The 17,483-nt window shown below is 61.4% G+C and carries 15 protein-coding genes; 8 read left to right on the top strand and 7 right to left on the bottom strand.

From position 1 onward, the window contains the following. Window positions 1–6: 6 nt before the first annotated feature. The 4 genes from JAB6_RS12735 to JAB6_RS12720 form a co-directional block, all read right to left on the bottom strand. Window positions 7–1,629, bottom strand: coding sequence for a carboxyl transferase domain-containing protein (locus JAB6_RS12735; RefSeq protein WP_070303140.1), 1,623 nt, complete (start codon window positions 1,627–1,629; stop codon window positions 7–9). 40 nt (window positions 1,630–1,669) lie between these two features. Beyond that, window positions 1,670–2,122 carry a YchJ family protein gene (locus JAB6_RS12730; protein ID WP_070303139.1) on the bottom strand — a complete coding sequence of 151 codons (453 nt, stop codon included), beginning with the start codon at window positions 2,120–2,122 and terminating at the stop codon, window positions 1,670–1,672. An 81-nt stretch (window positions 2,123–2,203) separates the two neighbouring features. Beyond that, on the bottom strand, window positions 2,204–3,490 hold the full coding sequence (locus JAB6_RS12725) for a D-amino acid dehydrogenase (RefSeq protein ID WP_083292706.1): 1,287 nt from the start codon (window positions 3,488–3,490) through the stop codon (window positions 2,204–2,206). An 81-nt stretch (window positions 3,491–3,571) separates the two neighbouring features. Further along, entirely contained in the window at window positions 3,572–4,900 is a 1,329-nt protein-coding gene (locus JAB6_RS12720; RefSeq protein WP_139143376.1) for a serine hydrolase, read from the bottom strand. A gap of 226 nt (window positions 4,901–5,126) precedes the next feature. On the opposite strand from JAB6_RS12720, the gene JAB6_RS12715 reads away from it, so the two are divergent. Then, a complete protein-coding gene (locus JAB6_RS12715; protein WP_034752424.1) occupies window positions 5,127–5,867 on the top strand; it encodes a GntR family transcriptional regulator in 741 nt (246 codons plus the stop codon). Window positions 5,868–5,869: 2 nt separating this feature from the next. Here JAB6_RS12715 and JAB6_RS12710 read toward each other — a convergent pair whose 3' ends face one another. Next, on the bottom strand, window positions 5,870–7,015 hold the full coding sequence (locus JAB6_RS12710; protein WP_083292705.1) for a nuclear transport factor 2 family protein: 1,146 nt from the start codon (window positions 7,013–7,015) through the stop codon (window positions 5,870–5,872). A 127-nt stretch (window positions 7,016–7,142) separates the two neighbouring features. Then, window positions 7,143–8,201: a helix-turn-helix transcriptional regulator gene (locus JAB6_RS12705; protein ID WP_070303137.1), complete on the bottom strand. Its 1,059-nt coding sequence runs from the start codon at window positions 8,199–8,201 to the stop codon at window positions 7,143–7,145. Window positions 8,202–8,388: 187 nt separating this feature from the next. Here JAB6_RS12705 and JAB6_RS12700 point away from each other — a divergent pair, with 187 nt between their 5' ends. The 7 genes from JAB6_RS12700 to JAB6_RS12670 all read left to right on the top strand — a co-directional run bounded on the left by JAB6_RS12700 (window position 8,389) and on the right by JAB6_RS12670 (window position 15,850). Next, window positions 8,389–9,270, top strand: a complete 882-nt coding sequence (locus JAB6_RS12700) for an N-acetylmuramic acid 6-phosphate etherase (RefSeq protein ID WP_034752419.1) — start codon at window positions 8,389–8,391, stop codon at window positions 9,268–9,270. Between the two features lie 45 nt (window positions 9,271–9,315). After that, complete coding sequence (locus JAB6_RS12695; RefSeq protein ID WP_070303136.1) at window positions 9,316–10,626, top strand: MFS transporter; 1,311 nt, start codon at window positions 9,316–9,318, stop codon at window positions 10,624–10,626. A gap of 91 nt (window positions 10,627–10,717) precedes the next feature. Beyond that, window positions 10,718–12,379 carry a glycoside hydrolase family 10 protein gene (locus tag JAB6_RS12690; protein WP_083292703.1) on the top strand — a complete coding sequence of 554 codons (1,662 nt, stop codon included), beginning with the start codon at window positions 10,718–10,720 and terminating at the stop codon, window positions 12,377–12,379. A gap of 93 nt (window positions 12,380–12,472) precedes the next feature. Then, window positions 12,473–13,453: an N-acetylglucosamine kinase gene (locus JAB6_RS12685; RefSeq protein ID WP_070303134.1), complete on the top strand. Its 981-nt coding sequence runs from the start codon at window positions 12,473–12,475 to the stop codon at window positions 13,451–13,453. Continuing rightward, window positions 13,450–14,250, top strand: coding sequence for an N-acetylmuramoyl-L-alanine amidase (locus JAB6_RS12680; protein ID WP_070303133.1), 801 nt, complete (start codon window positions 13,450–13,452; stop codon window positions 14,248–14,250). The genes JAB6_RS12685 and JAB6_RS12680 overlap by 4 nt, the downstream gene beginning before the upstream one ends. A gap of 83 nt (window positions 14,251–14,333) precedes the next feature. Beyond that, a complete protein-coding gene (locus JAB6_RS12675; protein ID WP_034752410.1) occupies window positions 14,334–15,236 on the top strand; it encodes a LysR family transcriptional regulator in 903 nt (300 codons plus the stop codon). Continuing rightward, a complete protein-coding gene (locus tag JAB6_RS12670; protein WP_070303132.1) occupies window positions 15,236–15,850 on the top strand; it encodes a M15 family metallopeptidase in 615 nt (204 codons plus the stop codon). The genes JAB6_RS12675 and JAB6_RS12670 overlap by 1 nt, the downstream gene beginning before the upstream one ends. Here the strand turns inward: JAB6_RS12670 and JAB6_RS12665 are convergent, their stop codons facing one another. Then, entirely contained in the window at window positions 15,851–17,230 is a 1,380-nt protein-coding gene (locus tag JAB6_RS12665; protein WP_070303131.1) for a sodium-dependent transporter, read from the bottom strand. Window positions 17,231–17,483 lie beyond the last annotated feature (253 nt).

Raw genomic sequence — 17,483 nt, 5'->3', positions numbered from 1 at the left:
TGCCCGTTACATGCGGAATACGCCGAACTTCGTGTCCGGAATCTCGGCGTTGAGCGCGGCCGACAGGCCCAGGCCCAGCACCATGCGGGTATCGGCCGGATCGATCACGCCATCGTCCCACAGGCGCGCGGTGGCATAGTAGGGGTGGCCTTGGTGTTCGTATTGATCCTTGATCGGCTGCTTGAAGGCCGCTTCCTCGTCCGCGCTCCACTGCCCGCCCTTGCCTTCGATGCCGTCGCGCTTGACGGTCGCCAGCACGGAAGCGGCCTGGTCGCCGCCCATGACGGAAATGCGTGCATTGGGCCACATCCACATGAAACGCGGGGAAAACGCGCGGCCGCACATGCCGTAGTTGCCGGCGCCGAAGCTGCCGCCGATGATGACCGTGAATTTCGGCACGGCGGCCGTCGCGACAGCCGTCACCATCTTGGCGCCGTTGCGGGCGATGCCCTCGTTTTCGTATTTGCGGCCCACCATGAAGCCCGTGATATTTTGCAGGAAGACGAGAGGGATCTTGCGCTGGCAGCACAATTCGATGAAATGCGTGCCTTTCAGCGCCGATTCCGAGAACAAGATGCCATTGTTGGCGATGATGCCGACTTTGACCCCATAGATATGCGCAAAGCCGCAGATCAGGGTGGTGCCGTAGCGGGCCTTGAATTCGTCGAAATCGCTGCCGTCGACGATGCGCGCAATGACTTCGCGCACGTCGAACGGCTTGCGCGTATCGACGGGGATCACGCCATACAGTTCCTGCGTCGGGTATTTCGGCTCGACGGATGCACGCAAGTCCATCTGCTGCGGCTTGGTGCGGTTCAGGTTCGAGACGATGGTGCGCGCCAGCGACAGCGCATGCAGATCGTTCTGCGCCAGGTGGTCGACCACGCCGGACAAGCGCGTGTGCACGTCGCCGCCGCCCAGGTCTTCGGCCGTCACTACTTCACCGGTGGCCGCTTTCACCAGCGGCGGGCCGCCGAGGAAAATCGTGCCCTGCTCCTTGACGATGATCGATTCATCGCTCATGGCCGGCACGTAGGCCCCGCCGGCCGTGCAAGAACCCATCACGACGGCGATCTGCGGGATGCCCTTGGCCGACAGATTCGCCTGGTTGTAGAAGATGCGGCCGAAATGGTCGCGGTCCGGGAAGACGTCGTCCTGGTTCGGCAGATTGGCGCCGCCCGAGTCGACCAGGTAGATGCACGGCAGGTTGTTCTGGTCGGCGATTTCCTGGGCGCGCAAATGCTTTTTGACCGTCATCGGGTAATACGTGCCGCCCTTGACTGTAGCGTCGTTACAGACGATGACGCATTCCTGGCCCGAGACCCTGCCGATGCCGGTGATGATGCCGGCGGCGGGTGCCGCATCGACACCCTTGGCGTCCTGGTACATGGCATAAGCCGCCATCTGGGAAAACTCGAGGAAGGGCGTGCCGGGATCGAGCAGCATCTGCACTCTGTCGCGCGGCAGCAGTTTGCCGCGTGCCAGGTGCTTGGCGGCCGCCGCTTCGCCGCCGCCGGCCGCGATCTTTTCCACCTTGTCACGCAAATCGTCGACGATGGCTTGCATGGCCGCGGCATTGGCCTTGAAATCTTCACTGCGCGGATTGAGTTTGCTTTCGATGTGCGGCATTGCGGTTCCTTTTTATTATCGCCCGGTCTCTCGGGTCGCGCTATTCGGGAAAACTGCCGTCGAGATAAAACCAGCGCAGGGCGCCATCACCGCTCTTGTCCGCCTCGCGCACGAAGCGGCTCACTTCATGCAGGCGGTGCGCGCGGCCGTTGACCTTGTAGCGGGCCACGAATTCGACAGTGTCGCGGTGTATCTCTTCGGCTTGATCGTCTGATTCTGCTTTACGTTGACGTAAACGTAAAGCAGATTTTACCTCAAGTCCCAGCCAGTGGACTTTTTCTTCTTCGGCAAATAAAGCGTCGGTGGGACGAGTGCTGGCATGCCAGGTGGCAAGCAGATATGGCTCGTCGCGCAAGGTAAACGCCGTGTAGCGCGAACGCATCAGGATTTCGGCCGTGGGCGGCAAGGCGTCGCCCGCGATATACGGGCCGCAGCAGCTGGCGTAGGAGGCGCCGCCACAGGGGCAGGCGGCAGATGTCGAGGGTGTGGGCATGCGCTGGCAAATAGGGGAACTGAAAAGTTCCGCAATTATCCGCCATAACGGCGGCGCCGGTCGCCGCTGCCGCCAGTCCGCCTATTTTTGAGGCGCGAGGAAGTCCAGCGCGAACGGCGGCGCCTTGCCGGCCATCAGGTCGGCCAGGATGCGCGCCGTGCCGGCGGCAAAGGTAAAGCCCAGCGGGCCATGGCCCACGTTCAGCCACAAGTTTGCCACTTTGCTGGCGCCCACCAGCGGCGCGCTGTTCGGCGTGGCGGGGCGCAGGCCGGCCCAGGCCGTGGCTTGGTCGTAGTCGGCGCCGTGCGGCATGGCTTCGCGCGCCAGCCGCGTCAGGCCGGCGATGCGGCCCCAGTCGATACTGTTGTCGGCGCCCACCATGTCGACCATGGCGGCCACGCGCAGGTCGCTGCCGATGCGCGCATACAGCACCTTGCGTTCGAAATCCGTGATGCTGATCTCGGGCGCACGGTGCTGGGCGCGGATGGGCGCCGTCAGGCTGTAGCCCTTCAACGGATACAGGGGCAGGTAAATGCCTGCCGTGGCGGCCAGGTCGCGGCTCTGGATGCCGGCCGCCAGCACGTAATGGTCCGCTTGCAACAGGCCCAGGCTGGTGTCGACGCCCGTGATCCTGCCCTTGTGCGTGACGAGGCGGCGCGCCTCGCCTTTTAACAAGAGTGAACAATTCGGGTGCTGCAGCAGGCGCGCTTCCAGCGCCAGGCAAAAGGCGTGGCAATCGGCCACCGCTTCGCCCTGCGTAAAGATGCCGCCCGCCAGGGAGCCCTGCAAGGCGGCCAGCGCCGGTTCGCGCTGCACGGCTTCCGTCGGCGACAGGACGACACGCGCCTCTTCCGATTCGGGCCGCGCCACGGCACGCTGGAAGATGGCGGGCGAGCGGTAGACGATGAGCTTGCCCGCATCGCGGCGGGCATACGCTTCCGGCGGCACCGTCAATTCCAGCTGGGCCATGCCGGCGCGGCTCCATTCTCCCAGTTGCAGCAGCTTGGCCGTCGTGCGGGCATTGCTGGCGCTGTTGCAATTGCGCAGGAAACTGGCCATCCAGCGCCATTGGCGCCAGTCGGCCTCGGGGCGGAAGCGCAGCGGACCGTCTTTCTGCAGCAGCCATTGCAGGGCCTTGAAGGGCACGCCCGCGTCCGCCAGCGGCGCCACATAGCGATAGCTGAGCTGACCGCCATTGCGGTAGCTGGCGGCGATCGCCACCTGTTCATTGCGTTCCAATAAGGTGACCCTGTAGCCGGCCTCGGCCAGCCACCAGGCCGATGTCAGACCGACGACGCCGCCGCCGATGATGATGACTTGTTGCTGCATGTTGCCTCGCTGCGTTGCGCTCCCATGGTGCGGGAGCATTCGGGAAGAGCTTAGAGGCTGGCCGCCAACGCAGCCAATGAAACATCATGGTGCAGCCATAACTTTCAGGAATGCACCATTTCAATGCAAGGATGGATTGTTGTCCATCGCACCACGGTATAGGGTGGTGAGTATCCGTTCCTCGCTGCGCCCCATGGCGGAATACGTGCCAGGGTACTGTTCGGGATCGCTGCCCGTGCCGCCCACCAGCATCACCATGCCGTTTTTGTTCTGGAAATCGAGCACGAAGGCGGAGACGAGCCCATACGCGTCGCCCAAATGGCCCACGGCCATGAAGCTGGCGCCCTCGACCAGATGGTTGCCCTGCCCGGCCACCGCATCGAACTGCTGGTTGCCCAGGCCCCAGGCGCGGTACAGGCCCCGCTCGCTGTCGCCATTGCCGGCATCGGGCGCCAGCTGCCATTGGCGGCCAAACATCAGGGCGATGCTGGCCGGCTGCAACAGTTGCTGATGTTGATAGCGGCCGCCGTCGAGCAGCATCTGCATGACCTTGCCCAGTCCTGCGGCGGAAATGCGCAAGCCGCCCGTGGGACTGAAGACGGTGGCATTGCTGCCGATCACATAGCTGGCCAGGGCAGTCGGTGGACGCTGGTAAAAATCGTCGGCTTGCGCGATCCACGGGCCTTGCGGCTGCCACACTTCTGTCTCGAGCGTGCGCTTGCGGTACAGCGTGGCCGTGTTCGCCACGTCTTCCGCCGGGAATGCGGCCGGGTTGTAGCCGCCGCGCACATCGAGCGGATCGAGCAGCAGGCGCCGCATCAGCAAGTCGAAGCGCTCTCCCGTGACTTTTTCCATCACGGTGCCGATCACGCCCCAGTTCAGGTTGGCGTACGTAAAATAGCGGCCCGGCGCCGTTTGTTTGTCCCACATGCTGTCGCCGCCGGCCGTAAACACGTCGCGCAGGCTGCGTTCCGGCCCCCAGGCATAGCCGCCCGCGTCGCGCAGCGAGGAGGTATGGCTGAGCAGGCTGCGCAAGGTCAACGCTTGTTGGGGGAAATGCGGGTTGCGCAGGGAAAAGCCCAGATAGATGCCGACATCCTGGTCCAGGCTCAGCTTGCCCTGCTCGACCAGCCGCATCAGGCCCAGTGTGGTCATCATCTTCGAAACCGAGGCGATGCGGAACAGGGTGGCCGGCGTCACGGGCAAGCTGTCCGCCCGCGTGGCGCCGATGTGCCGGTAGCCAAATTGTTGCTCATACGACACCTTGCCGTGGCGTATGGCCAGCACGGACAGGCTGGCCAGCGGGTGGGCCGCATCATTGACGATGGCCGATAGCGTGGCATCGAGCGCGCGCTGCTGGTCCTTGCCGCCACCGGGCGGGGCGGCCAGTGCGCTCCAGGTCGTGCCCAGCAGCAGCAAGCCCAGCAAACCCGACATTTTATTGTGCATGTTTCCCTGTTCACGGCGTAGTGGAGGCATCGCCAGCATAGGGCGGGATGCTTCACGACGCCAATGAAAATTGCTTATTTATCTATAATGCAAAGCTATACGTACGGTAAAACATTGTTTTTTTAAGTGTATAACCGTTATTTATGGCCATTTTCTATTTATTCATGGGTGGACGGGCTACGCACAAGCGCCATCGCTATTACACTAGGAGGACAAGGAGAACTGTATGAGCCAGACCAGCGTAGAACTCAAGGTCGATTTAAATGACAATTCGCCTTTATATATGCAGATCGCCCGCAAGCTGAGCGATGACGTACGCAACGGCCGCTACCAGGTAGACCAGGCCCTGCCATCCGAACGTACCCTGTCCGAACTGCTCGACGTATCGCGCGTGACTGCCCGCAAGGCCATCGACCAGCTCGTCGAGCAAGGTCTCGTCGTGCGCCGCCGTGGTTCGGGCAACTATATTGCTCCGCGCATCGAGCAGCCGCTGTCGAACCTGTCGAGCTTTTCCGAGCAGCTGCAGCAGCGCGGCTACCGCCCCGGCTCGCGCTGGCTCAAGCGCGAAGTCGTCATCGCCAGCAGCGATGAACAGCTGAGCCTGGGCTTGGCGCAGAACACGAAAGTGGCGCGCCTGGAGCGCTTGCGCCTGGCCGACGACGTGGTGATGGCGTATGAAGTGAGCGTGCTGCCGTTCAGCGTGGTGCCGGACCCGGACGCCATGGGCGACTCGCTGTATGAATACTTGAGCAGCATCAAGAAGGCGCCCGTGCGCGCCTTGCAGCACATCCGCGCCATGAATGCGACGGACGTGCTGGCCAAGCAACTGGGTATCCCCGATGGCCAGGCCGTGCTGTTCATCACGCGCATCGCCTACCTGGAGACGGGCGAAGCGGTGGAACTCACGCATTCGTATTGCCGCAGCGACCATTACGATTTCGTGGCGGAAATGCGCCGAGCCCCATAAACTTACTGCTCGATCAGACGGATCATGGATTCCGCCACGCCGACGGACGACTCCCAGCTCATGCCGGTCACCAGCCGGCCATCGACCTCGACGTGGCTCTGTCCGTTGGCGCCGTGCCTGAAAATGCCGCCCTGGCGCTTGATGCTGCCTTCCGCCGAAAAGGGATAGGCCTTGTAGATCGGCGATTCCTTGTTGAGAAACGCATCGGGGAACGAGGTGAGCACCTTGCCCTGGATGAGGAAAGTACCGTCGCTGAGCTTCAGGTTCTTGATGCCCTCGGTGCCATGGCAGATGGCCGCGATCACCCCGCCTTGCTGTTCGTAGATACGCAAGGCGATGTCCTGCAGCGGCTTGTTGTCCGGGATGCCGACGATGGCCGCGCCGCCGCCGACGAAAGCCATGCCCGCATACTCGTCTGCCTTGACCTCGGCGACGGGTTTGGTATGGGCCAGTGCCCACATGAAATCACTGTCGTACAGATGCTTCTTGAGCAACTCGTCCGACGTGACGATCATTTCCAACGGAACGGCGCCACCCTCGGGACTGACGAAGTCGACCGCGTACCCTGCTTTGCGAAATGCATCATAGGTATAGGCAAGCTCGGGGAAATTATTGCCTGCGTTAACTTTTGTGCCGGGATATTGATGCACGTTCGACACGACGAGCAGCACCTTGCGCGCATGGCGCGCGGCTGGCTCGCGATCGGCCGACTTGCTGACGATCTTCCAGTTGCCGGCGATCTTTTTCAAAAGGAAGACATCCACATAGCGGACCCCTTGTTGGGGAATGTGGATCTCGGCCTTGGCCGTGGCCACCTTGCCGTTCACCTCCACCTTGATCAGCCGCCCGTGGCGTCCATTGAATTGCCCTTTTTTCTCGTCGCTAAAGAGTTTGGCGTATTCGGGACCGCTCAACTCCCATTCCGCATCGTCTTTGCCGTCCAGGTAAAGGCGGGCGCTGGCATGGAAGGCCTGGTTGATCTCGCCCTGCACGTTGAAGCTGGTGCCATGCAGATACAAGCGCACGGTTTCCTGGATGGCATGTTCGTCCTGGTCCGCAGTGGCGGCGGTGCCGACGGCGGTGATGCCCAGCAAGCAACAGGCGAGTACGGTTCGCACTAAAAACTGGATCATGGTTTTACCCTGCATGAAGAATTTCGTTTATCGGAGCAACGACTATTTCAGATCGCTGGTGGTCGATAATTTAGCGAAGTGCAGGGGAATGGATGTCGCCAAACAGGATGTCAGACTCCGGAATGGCGATTCCGGAGCGGTTTCATGCGGAAATGGCCGGGACCGCCTGGCTGGATTGAGCCCGGAAGCTGGCGGGAGTCTGCCCAGCCACTTTCTTGAAGGTCGAGTAGAAGGTGGAACTGGAATTGAACCCGCAGCGCTCGGCAACGGTATCCATGTTCAGTTGTGGCTCGCCCGTCAATACCTGTTTCGCCTCGGCGATACGGTATTCGTTGACGTAGGTAGTGAAGCTCTTGCCCAGCTTGTCATTGAGTACCTGCGACACCTGCGCCTGCGTGCATCCGGCCCGCTTGGCCAGTTGGGCCAGGGTCAGATTCGGATTCAGATAGGATTTCTGCCCGCTCATCTGTTGTTCCAGTGCAGCGAGCACGGCAAGCGCATCGTCGTGCGTCAGGCGGCTATGCTGGTACTTCTGTTTTGGCTCGGCAGGCGTCGAGGTTTCTTTTCTCAGCAGAAAAACCATGACCGCGACATGCAGCGAAAAGGTGAACGACAAGGCACCGACGATATAGGACGTGAACGGCGTGCTCGCGTACGCCGCCAGCATGACACAGCTGCCTGCAAAGACGCTCAGCAGGAGCACGTTGCTGGTCGCCATCCGCTGTCCGTCGTTCCACCATGCGCGGCGGCTTTGCCAGAGCAGCCGGGCGGCCGCCAGCAGGTAGCCTAGCCAGAACACATGAATGGCATGACTCGACAGGTTCCACACAGAACGATACGCGGCATACGGAAAGGCAACGCCAATGCCAATGAGCAGGAAGGACAAGCCGAGATGCCAACGCCATTGTTGTCCAGCAGGAAATTGTCCAAGCCCGGCCAGAAAAGAGCGCACATACAGATAGGTCAAGGGACCGATCAGCAGGCAGGCCGACAGGCCCAGCTGGCGGAATTCGAGTGCGATCGCCGGGTTGAAGAAGAGGAAGGCGGATTTGGCGGTGCGCACCCCGACGGCCAGCAGCAATGCACCGAGCATGCAGTCGGCGAGGCAGCGAGGCCGGCGGCTGAAAAAATAGACGGCCAGAAAAATGCCGTTGATGGCGCCAAGGGCGCTAAACAGGAACAGCAATTGGCGAGCGATCATGGGGATGTCGTTGATGTTGGCGTCGAACCCAAGTATAGACACAAACGGAACCGTATCGAAGTACAAGTAGTACCCCCACGTTCCTGCACCAGCCATAAACTCCCGTTATGCCCGCCCGCCAACCTTTCATGGCTGATATTGCTCGTTGGTATTAAACTGGTTTCACCTTCAACCATGTTCTAAAATCATGTTGAAAACTGAAACCCCGAGCCGGCGGCATCCGGATCTGGACCTGTATCCGGTGGAGCAACTGGTGGCGGCGCTGGTCGATGATCAGTTCTGGGCCGTCGAGGCCGTACGGCTGGCGTCGCCCGACATCGCCGCCGCCATCACGGCCGCCCTGCCCCGCATCGCGGCCGGTGGACGGCTGCTGTACGTGGGTGCGGGCACGTCCGGCCGCCTGGGTGTGCTCGACAGCGTTGAATTGAATCCCACGTTTTCCTGGCCGCCCGAGCGGGCCGTCGCCATCCTGGCCGGCGGCGCGGGCGCCATGTTTACTGCTGTGGAAGGCGCGGAAGATGATTTACAGCAAGGCGAGGCTGACTTGCTGGCCCTGCAGCCGCACGTCAACGACGTGGTGATCTTGCTGGCCGCTTCCGGCGCCACGCCGTATGTGCTGGGCGCCTTGCTGGCCGCGCGCCAGGCGGGCGCCTTGACGATAGGCATCGCCAATAATGTGGACGCCCCCGTGGCGCACGAGGCGCAATGCGGCATCGTGCTCGACACAGGGACGGAAGTCATATCCGGCAGCACGCGCCTAAAAGCGGGTACGGCGCAAAAAATCACCTTGAACACGATTTCCAGCGCCCTGATGGTCGGTTTGCACAAAACTTACGGAAACTTGATGGTAGACTTGAAGCCGACCAACGCCAAGCTGATCTGGCGGGCGGTGCGTCTGACCATGCACGCCACCGGCGCCAGCGAAGTGCAGGCCAGAACCGTGCTGGAGCAATGCCACTATCACGTCAAGGTGGCGATTGTTGCCTTGATCAAAAAAATCAACACAAACCAGGCACAGGCATTGTTGGCCGGCGCGAACGGCAGTGTGCGGGCGGCACTGGCGGCGTGATCCGATGGCGCGGCATTCTTCTGTCTGGGAGACAACGAAGGATGTATGGAGCTAGTGAAACAAACCGCCGCGGCGCGCGCAAATAAGCCGTCAAATAAGCCGTGGCTGTGGATCCCTTCCCTGTATTTCGGCCAGGGCATTCCCTATGTAGTGGTCATGACCTTGTCCGTGATCATGTACAAGAACTACGGTTTCAGTAATACCGATATCGCGCTGTATACGAGTTGGTTGTACTTGCCGTGGGTCATCAAGCCGCTGTGGTCGCCCTTCATCGATATGTACCGCACCAAGCGCTTCTGGATCGTCGGCTTGCAGCTGGTGATCGGCGCCGCGCTGGCGCTGGTGGCCCTGACGACCTCCTTGCCGCACTTCTTCCAGATCAGCCTGGCCATCTTCTGGCTGATGGCTTTCAGTTCCGCCACGCATGACATCGCCGCTGATGGCTTTTATATGCTGGGCCTGGAAGAGCACCAGCAGGCGGCCTTTGTCGGCGTGCGCAGCACGTTTTACCGCCTGGCGATGATCGCCGGCCAGGGCGGTCTCGTGTATCTGGCCGGCTATCTGACGCATGCGACGGGCAATGTGCAGCTGGCCTGGTCCGTCGTCTTCGCCATTCTGGCGGGCCTGTTCATCGCCCTCTTCCTGTACCACTATTTTGTCTTGCCGAAACCGAAGGACGACCGCCCCAGCATCCAGGGCGTTGGTGTTTCTCCCTTGCAGGAATTCATCGCCACCTTTGCTTCCTTCTTCAAGAAGAAGGATATTGTCGTCATTCTGGGCTTTTTGCTGCTGTTCCGCCTCGGCGAAGCGCAACTGCTCAAATTGGCCGCGCCATTCCTGCTCGACCCTGTCGCCAAGGGCGGTCTGGGCCTCAGCACGGAACAGGTGGGCCTCGTCTACGGCACCATCGGCGTGATCGCCCTGACCCTGGGCGGCTTGCTGGGCGGATTCATCATTTCCCGCTTCGGCTTGAAACGCTGCCTGTGGATCATGGTGTTGTCCGTCCATCTGCCGGACCTGGTGTTTGTCTATCTGGCCAGCGCCTTGCCCAGCAGCATCTATGTGATCGCCGGTGGCATTGCGTTGGAGCAATTTGGCTATGGCTTCGGTTTCGCGTCCTATATGTTGTACATGATCATGGTCTCCGATGGCGCGCATAAAACGGCCCATTACGCGATCTGCACGGGTTTCATGGCCCTGGGCATGATGTTGCCGGGCATGGCCAGCGGCTGGATCCAGCAAATGCTTGGCTACCAGCACTTCTTTATCTGGGTCTGCATCGCCACCATTCCTGCTTTCATCATGGCCGCGCTGGTCAAGATCGATCCCGAATTCGGCAAGAAGGCCGAGGCCTGATTCTTTTGAACCGTGCGCCCGCATGGATGGCGGGCGCACAGTAAAATGCCCGCACCGATAGACCTGCGCTTCACCACTGCAAGGAATTGTTTTGTTGTCTACTTTTAAAAAACGCCTGAGCGCCAGCGCCGGCGTATTGGCCGCGCTGGCCACCGCCACATTGCTCAGCAGCTGTACCAGCACCAGGATCCCCTCCGCAGCGACGCCGGGCGAAGTGGGTTTGCCGGCCGTGCCGCCCGTGCAGCACATCACGGGTGAAGTGCCGCCGCCGGCGCCGCGCGAATTCCGCGCCGCCTGGGTCTCGACGGTGGCCAATATCGACTGGCCCAGCCGCAGCAATTTGCCTGTCGCCAAGCAGCAAGCGGAAGCGCTGGCCATTCTCGACCGTGCTAAGTCCCTGAATCTGAACGCGATTGTGCTGCAAGTGCGCCCTAGCGCCGACACGATTTACCCGTCGCAGCTGGAGCCGTGGTCGGAATACCTGACCGGCAAGCAAGGCCAGCCGCCATTGCCCCTGTATGACCCGCTGGCCTTCTGGGTGGCCCAGGCGCATGCGCGCGGCCTGGAATTGCACGCCTGGTTCAACCCGTATCGGGCCCGTCACGCGACGGCCAAGTCGCCGCTGGCGCGCGACAGTTTCGCTTCCACCAACCCGGCGTCCGTCAAGCAATACGGCCGCTACCTGTGGATGGACCCGGGCGACGCCGCCGCCTCCAAGCACACGACGGACGTGGTGCTCGACGTGGTGCGCCGCTACGATATCGATGGCGTGCACATCGACGATTACTTTTATCCGTACCCGATCGACGCGCCTGGCGCCGGTGCGGGGGCCGAAACAGCCGCGCTGGACGCGGGCAACGGCGGCGCCAAGCGCGAACTGCCGTTTCCCGATGAGCCTTCCTGGCAGCAATATCTGCTGGCCGGCGGCCAGCTGGACCGCCCTTCCTGGCGCCGCCAGAACGTCAACCAGCTGATCGAGGCTTTGTATACAGGCATCCACCGCGAAAAGAGCTGGGTGCGCTTTGGCATCAGCCCGTTCGGCATCGGCCGTCCGGACCGCCGCCCTGCCGGCATCGTCGGCTTCAGCCAGTACGATAAATTGTATGCGGATGCGGAACTGTGGCTGGCCAAGGGCTGGCTCGATTATCTGTCGCCGCAGCTGTACTGGCCCGTGGCGCAGGCGCCGCAAGCGTTTGGCGTACTGCTCGACTATTGGCTGGCGCAAAACCCGTATGGCCGCCATGTTTGGCCTGGCCTGTACACGAGCCGTATCGACAATTCCGCCAAGTCCTTCACGCCGCAAGAGATCATCAAGCAAATCGAAGTGACGCGCACGCGCCCCGGCGCGAATGGCCAAGTGCATTTCAGCATGGTGCCCCTGATGCAGAACCGCAAGGGTGTCAGCGAGCAACTCAAGGCGAGCGTGTATCAAAGCCCTGCCCTGATTCCCGCCACGCCATGGCTGGGCAAGGAAGCACCGGGTACGCCCGTGCTGGCCTTGCGCCGCGATTCCACCAGCCTGAACGTCAAATTGACGGCGGGCGGCGGCAAACCCGTGGCGCAGTACGCGGTCTGGGCCCGCTACGGCGAGGACTGGCGTTTTACCGTGGTCACGGGCATGCAAGGCGAACTGACCCTGGTCGACGATGCCATTGGTAAAGTCAATGCGGTGGTGGTCAGCGCCGTGGACCGCCTCGGCAATGAAAGCCCCCGCGTCACCGTGCGCGCACCGTTTACGGTCGCCGCCAAGTAATTTTGCTGGTTTACCGGCAATCCATAACCTGCAGGCATGAAACATGCGCAAGCTTTCATGCCTGCAAGCTCCGCTTGGCTTTACACTCATGCCATGATTTCCTTCCCTGCAATCAATATTGACACGGCCGTACTCGGGCTGGGCATCGACGCGGGCGGCACGCAGACGCGCTGGGCTTTGGCCGGCGCGGATGGCGCCATCGTGGCGGACGGGGCCGTGGAAGGCTTGTCTGCCTTGCAAATGAGCAGCGATGCGGGCCGCGCAGCCGTGCACGCCACGTTTGCGAAATTGTCTCAGGCTGTGCTGGCCGTTGGCCAGCCGCGCGCCGTGGTGGCGGGCTTGACGGGTTTTGGCGGCGACGATGTGGCGCTGGCGCACATGCTGGCGGAGTTGCTGGCGCTGGATGCCGGCGACGTCCGCTTGGGTAACGATATCGACATCGCTTATCGCGACAGTTTTGAACCAGGCGAAGGTTATCTGGTCTACGCTGGCACAGGGTCGATTGCGGCCTGGATCGATGCGGATGGCGTGTTTCACCGCGCAGGCGGGCGCGGCGTGCTGCTCGACGATGGCGGCGGCGGTTACTGGATAGCGCGCGAAGCCTTGCGCCATATCTGGCGCCGCGAAGACGAGGCGCCCGGCAGCTGGCAAGCGTCGCCCATGGCCGAGGCCGTGTTTGCGCAACTGGGCGGCAGCGACTGGTCATTGTCGCGCGCCTTCATGTATGGCCAGGACCGGGGCGCCATCGGCCGGCTGGCGCTGGCCGTGGCCGCCAGTGCGGATGCCGACCCGCTGGCGCTGGACATCTTGCAGCGCGCGGGACAGGAACTGGCGCGCCTGGCCCTGGCACTGGTATCGCGCCATGGTCCGCGTCCTGTGGTGCTGGCGGGCCGCGCGGCGCAATTGCACCCTGCCATCGCATCAGCCATGCGCGCCGCTTTGCCTGTATCGTTGACGATGGAACAGAAAGTTGCCCGTCCACATGACGCAGCAGCCAGGATAGCCGTCAAGGCGGCGGTCAATACACAGGCCAATACTGAACATTTTATTAACCCGAACACGGATCTTTCATGAAAAAAATCGCCCTCGCCCTGCTGGTGGCCCTGCTCTCCGCCTGTACCACGCCCGCGCCGCACCTCGACCACAGCTTGAATGCGCGCAGCCAGAGCCCGCGCGTAAAATTCATCGTCATCCATTACACGGTCAGCGACCTGCCCCGCTCGATCAAGATCCTGACGGAACAAGTAGTCAGCAGCCATTATTTGCTGACGGACACGGACAAGCCGAAGTTTTACGTGCTGGTCGACGAATCGCGCCAGGCCAATCACGCGGGTGTGAGTAACTGGAAGACTTATACACAGTTGAATGTCAGCTCGATCGGCATCGAGATCGTCAACCCCGGCTACAAGGACACGCCGGAAGGCCGCCTCTGGTATCCGTTTCCCCAGGCACAGATCGATGAGCTGATTCCACTGCTGAAAGATATCCAGGCCCGCTACAACATCGCGCCGGAAAATATCCTCGGCCATAACGAGATCGCCCCGCAGCGCAAGCAGGACCCGGGGCCGCTGTTTCCTTGGCGCCAGCTGGCCGATGCGGGCCTGATCGTCTGGCCCGATGCGAACCGTGTTGCCGCGCAGCGCCTTATTTTTGAGCAGCAAGTACCGGACGCCGTCTGGTTCCAGAAAAAGCTGGCCCAGCACGGTTATGCGACGCCGAACACGGGCGTTTTCGACGAGGCGACGCGCAATGTGCTGATCGCCTTCCAGATGAAATACCGCAACACCTTGTTTGACGGCACACCCGACGGCGAAACGGCGGCCCTGCTGGAAGTGCTGACGACGCCGGCGCCAGTTGTTGTTGCAAAGTAGCATAGCCGTTCCAGCCCATGACTTTTTCTTATATGCTGAACGTTGAGGGCCCAGGCGGCCACGGCAAGGTAAAGGAATAGCTCATGCGGCTGCGTCATATCGAAGTGTTTCACGCCATCATGCAAGTTGGCACCATCAGCGGCGCCGCCCAGGTGCTGCATATCTCGCAACCGGCCGTAACCAAGGTCTTGCAGCATTGCGAGTTGCAGTTGGGCATGCCGCTGTTTGAGCGCGTGCGGGGCAAGCTGTACCCGAAACCCGAGGCGCACCGTTTGTTTGTAGAAACAGAAAAGCTTAATCGCGATTTATTGGGCATCCGCCGCCTGGCGGCCAGCCTGAAGGGCCATGCGGTGGAAACCATCCGCCTGGTCTCCACGCCGACGATTGCCATCAGCGTCTTGCCGTTCGCCATGACGGAATGGCGGCGCGACTTTCCCCACACGCGTTGCCAGCTGGCTACCCACCACACGGGCGAGATCGTCAATACCTTGCGCCTCGGTGAAGCGGACCTGGCCGTGTCGCTGCAAGACCCGCGCCATCCGGGTATCGTGGCCGAACCGATCGCGCAGGGCGTCATGACGGTGATCGCGCCGGCCGGCACCTGGCGCGCGGCCGATTGCGGCACCCCGTTGACGGCGCATGGCCTGAACGGCGAGCTGATCGGCCATACGGACAACGATCCGCTAGGCGAATTGGTGATCGCCGCCTGCGAGGCGCAGGATATCCACCCCGTGTTTTCCACCGTAGTGCAAACTTATCAAATCGCCCGTTCGCTGGTGGAAGCGGGCGCCGGCATGGCCGTGGTCGATCCGTTTACGGCCGCGTCCGGCTCGCCCGAGCGGCTGCAGCGCCGTCCCTGGGCGCCCACGATACCGATCCAACTGTATTTATTGACGGCGAGCCATTCGCCGCTGTCGCATGGCGCGCGGCGCCTGGCCGACAGCATCGGCGTGGCGGCGCGCAATTGCCTGGAAAGAGGAGTCTGATGTCTGTTGCAAGTCTGCAATTGGAAGCGGTGAGTAATGATCCGCAATTTCGCCACCTGAGCAGCATCGCCGGCATCGCCGTCGACTTGCGCTATGCCACGCCCGACAATTTTGTCGGCCGCGACTTATACAGCCCCATCGATTGCGCCTGGCTGCACCGCGATGCGGCAGTGGCGCTGGAGAAAGCCGTGGCGTGGCTGGCTGAGCGGCGGCCCGATCATCATCTGCTAGTGCTCGACGCCCTGCGCCCGCAGCGGGTGCAGCAGCAACTATGGGATGCGCTGCAGGGAACGGAGTTGCTCGGCTACATCGCCGAGCCATCGCGTGGCTCGATCCACTCGTTCGGCATGGCGCTCGACATCACCATCGTCGGCCCGGACGGGCAGGAACTGGACATGGGCACGGGTTTTGATGACCTGAGTGAGCGCTCGCATCCGGCACTGGAACTGGTGATGCGGGAAAGGGGAGAAATTACGGAGCAGCAAGTGGACAATCGCCGATTGTTGCGCGACGCCATGTTCCAGGCGGGCTTCTTTGGCATCAACAGCGAATGGTGGCATTTCGATTGCGGCGACCGGGTGCTGGTGCGCCAGACCTACACCCGGGTACTCTGATTAAAAGACTTTCAAACCCTTCAGCATCACGATCAGGATCAGCACGGGCGAGATAAAGCGCAGCAGGAACAGCAGCACATGTGCCAGTTGCCTGTTCTGCAACTGGCCGCGATTGCTGATCGCATCGATGAAATGCTGCTTGCCCCAGGCCCAGCCTGTAAACAAGGCAATCGCGATGCCGCCCACAGGCAAGAAGATATTCGATGAGACGAAGTCGAACAGATCAAACATATTCAAATCAAACAGCTTGAAGTCCGCCAGGGTGCTGTTACTCAGCGCGCACACGGAACCGAGCACGGCCAGCAGCAGCATGGTCACGACCGTTGCCTTGGTGCGTGTCCAGCCAAAGCGTTCATGAAAAATCACCACGGGCACTTCCATCAGCGACAGCATCGCCCCCGTGGCGGCGACGGCGGCGAGGATGAAGAACACCACCATCAGCACTTGTCCCATGGGAATCTGCGAAAACACGGCCGGGATGGTGATGAATACCAGCGACGGTCCCGCGCTGGGCGCGAAACCGAACGTGAACACGGCGGGGAAGATGGCGATGCCGGCCAGCATTGATACACCGAGGTCGGCCGCCATCACGCGCAAGGTCGTGACGGGGATATTCTGGTCATCGCGGAAATAGCTGCCGTAGGTCATCATCGTGCCCATGCCGACAGACAATTTAAAGAAGGCCAGGCCCATGGCTGTCAGCACGACGGAAGCTGTCAGCTTGGAAAAATCAGGACGGAACAGGAATGCCAGGCCTTCGCCCGCCTTATCGAGCGACAGGCTGACCGCGCAGAGCAGGAGCAGCAGCAGGAACAGCAGCGGCATGAGTTTCTTGGCGATCGCTTCGATGCCCTTGGTCACGCCCAGCATCAAGATGCCGCCGATAAACAGCAGCACGCCCCATTGCCACAACAGCGATTGCAGAGGATTGCTGATCAGGGAGGCGAAGGCCGCTTCCGTCACCAGTTTGTCGCTGCTGAGAATGGAGCCATCGATGGCCTTGGCAATATAGGCGAACACCCAGCCCACCACTTCCGAATAGAACGCGACGATCAGGAAGGCGGCGATCATGCCGATGACGCCGACCAGCCACCAGGGCTTGCCCTTCGGTGCCAACTGCTCCATGGTCGAGATGGGATTGACCTTGGCCCGGCGTCCGAGGGTGATTTCCGCGATCATCACAGGCAGTCCCACTAATAAGGTAGCGAGCAGATAGATGAGCAGGAAGCCGGCGCCGCCATTGGCGCCTGTCAGATAGGGGAACTTCCAGATGTTGCCGAGACCGACTGCGGAACCGAGGGTGGCGGCGAGTACGCCGAAGCCAGTGGTAAAGCCAGCCCGTTTCAGGGTCAGGCCTGATCCTTGAGCTTGTTGTTTCATGGTGAATCTTCTATGGTGGGACGCGAATTTGCGCTGAGGGGGCGAAATTGTAGCAGTTGGCCGCAAATACCCGGGAAAAGCCTTGCTACTCCCGGGGCGCTTTGCTATAGTTCGCCTCCCCAATGAGACGCAGTCAAATGCGAGATAAAAGGGACAGTCTGAAAAGGCTGGGTAGTAAAAAGAAGGAGTTGACGGACGTAGCGAAATGCTTCATACTCTTCCTTCTTCGCAGCTGACAAACACAACGCTTTGT

The sequence above is a fragment of the Janthinobacterium sp. HH104 genome, from assembly GCF_001758715.1.
Lineage (GTDB): Bacteria > Pseudomonadota > Gammaproteobacteria > Burkholderiales > Burkholderiaceae_D > Janthinobacterium > Janthinobacterium aestuarii.
This window is presented reverse-complemented; position numbering and strand designations above follow the sequence as displayed.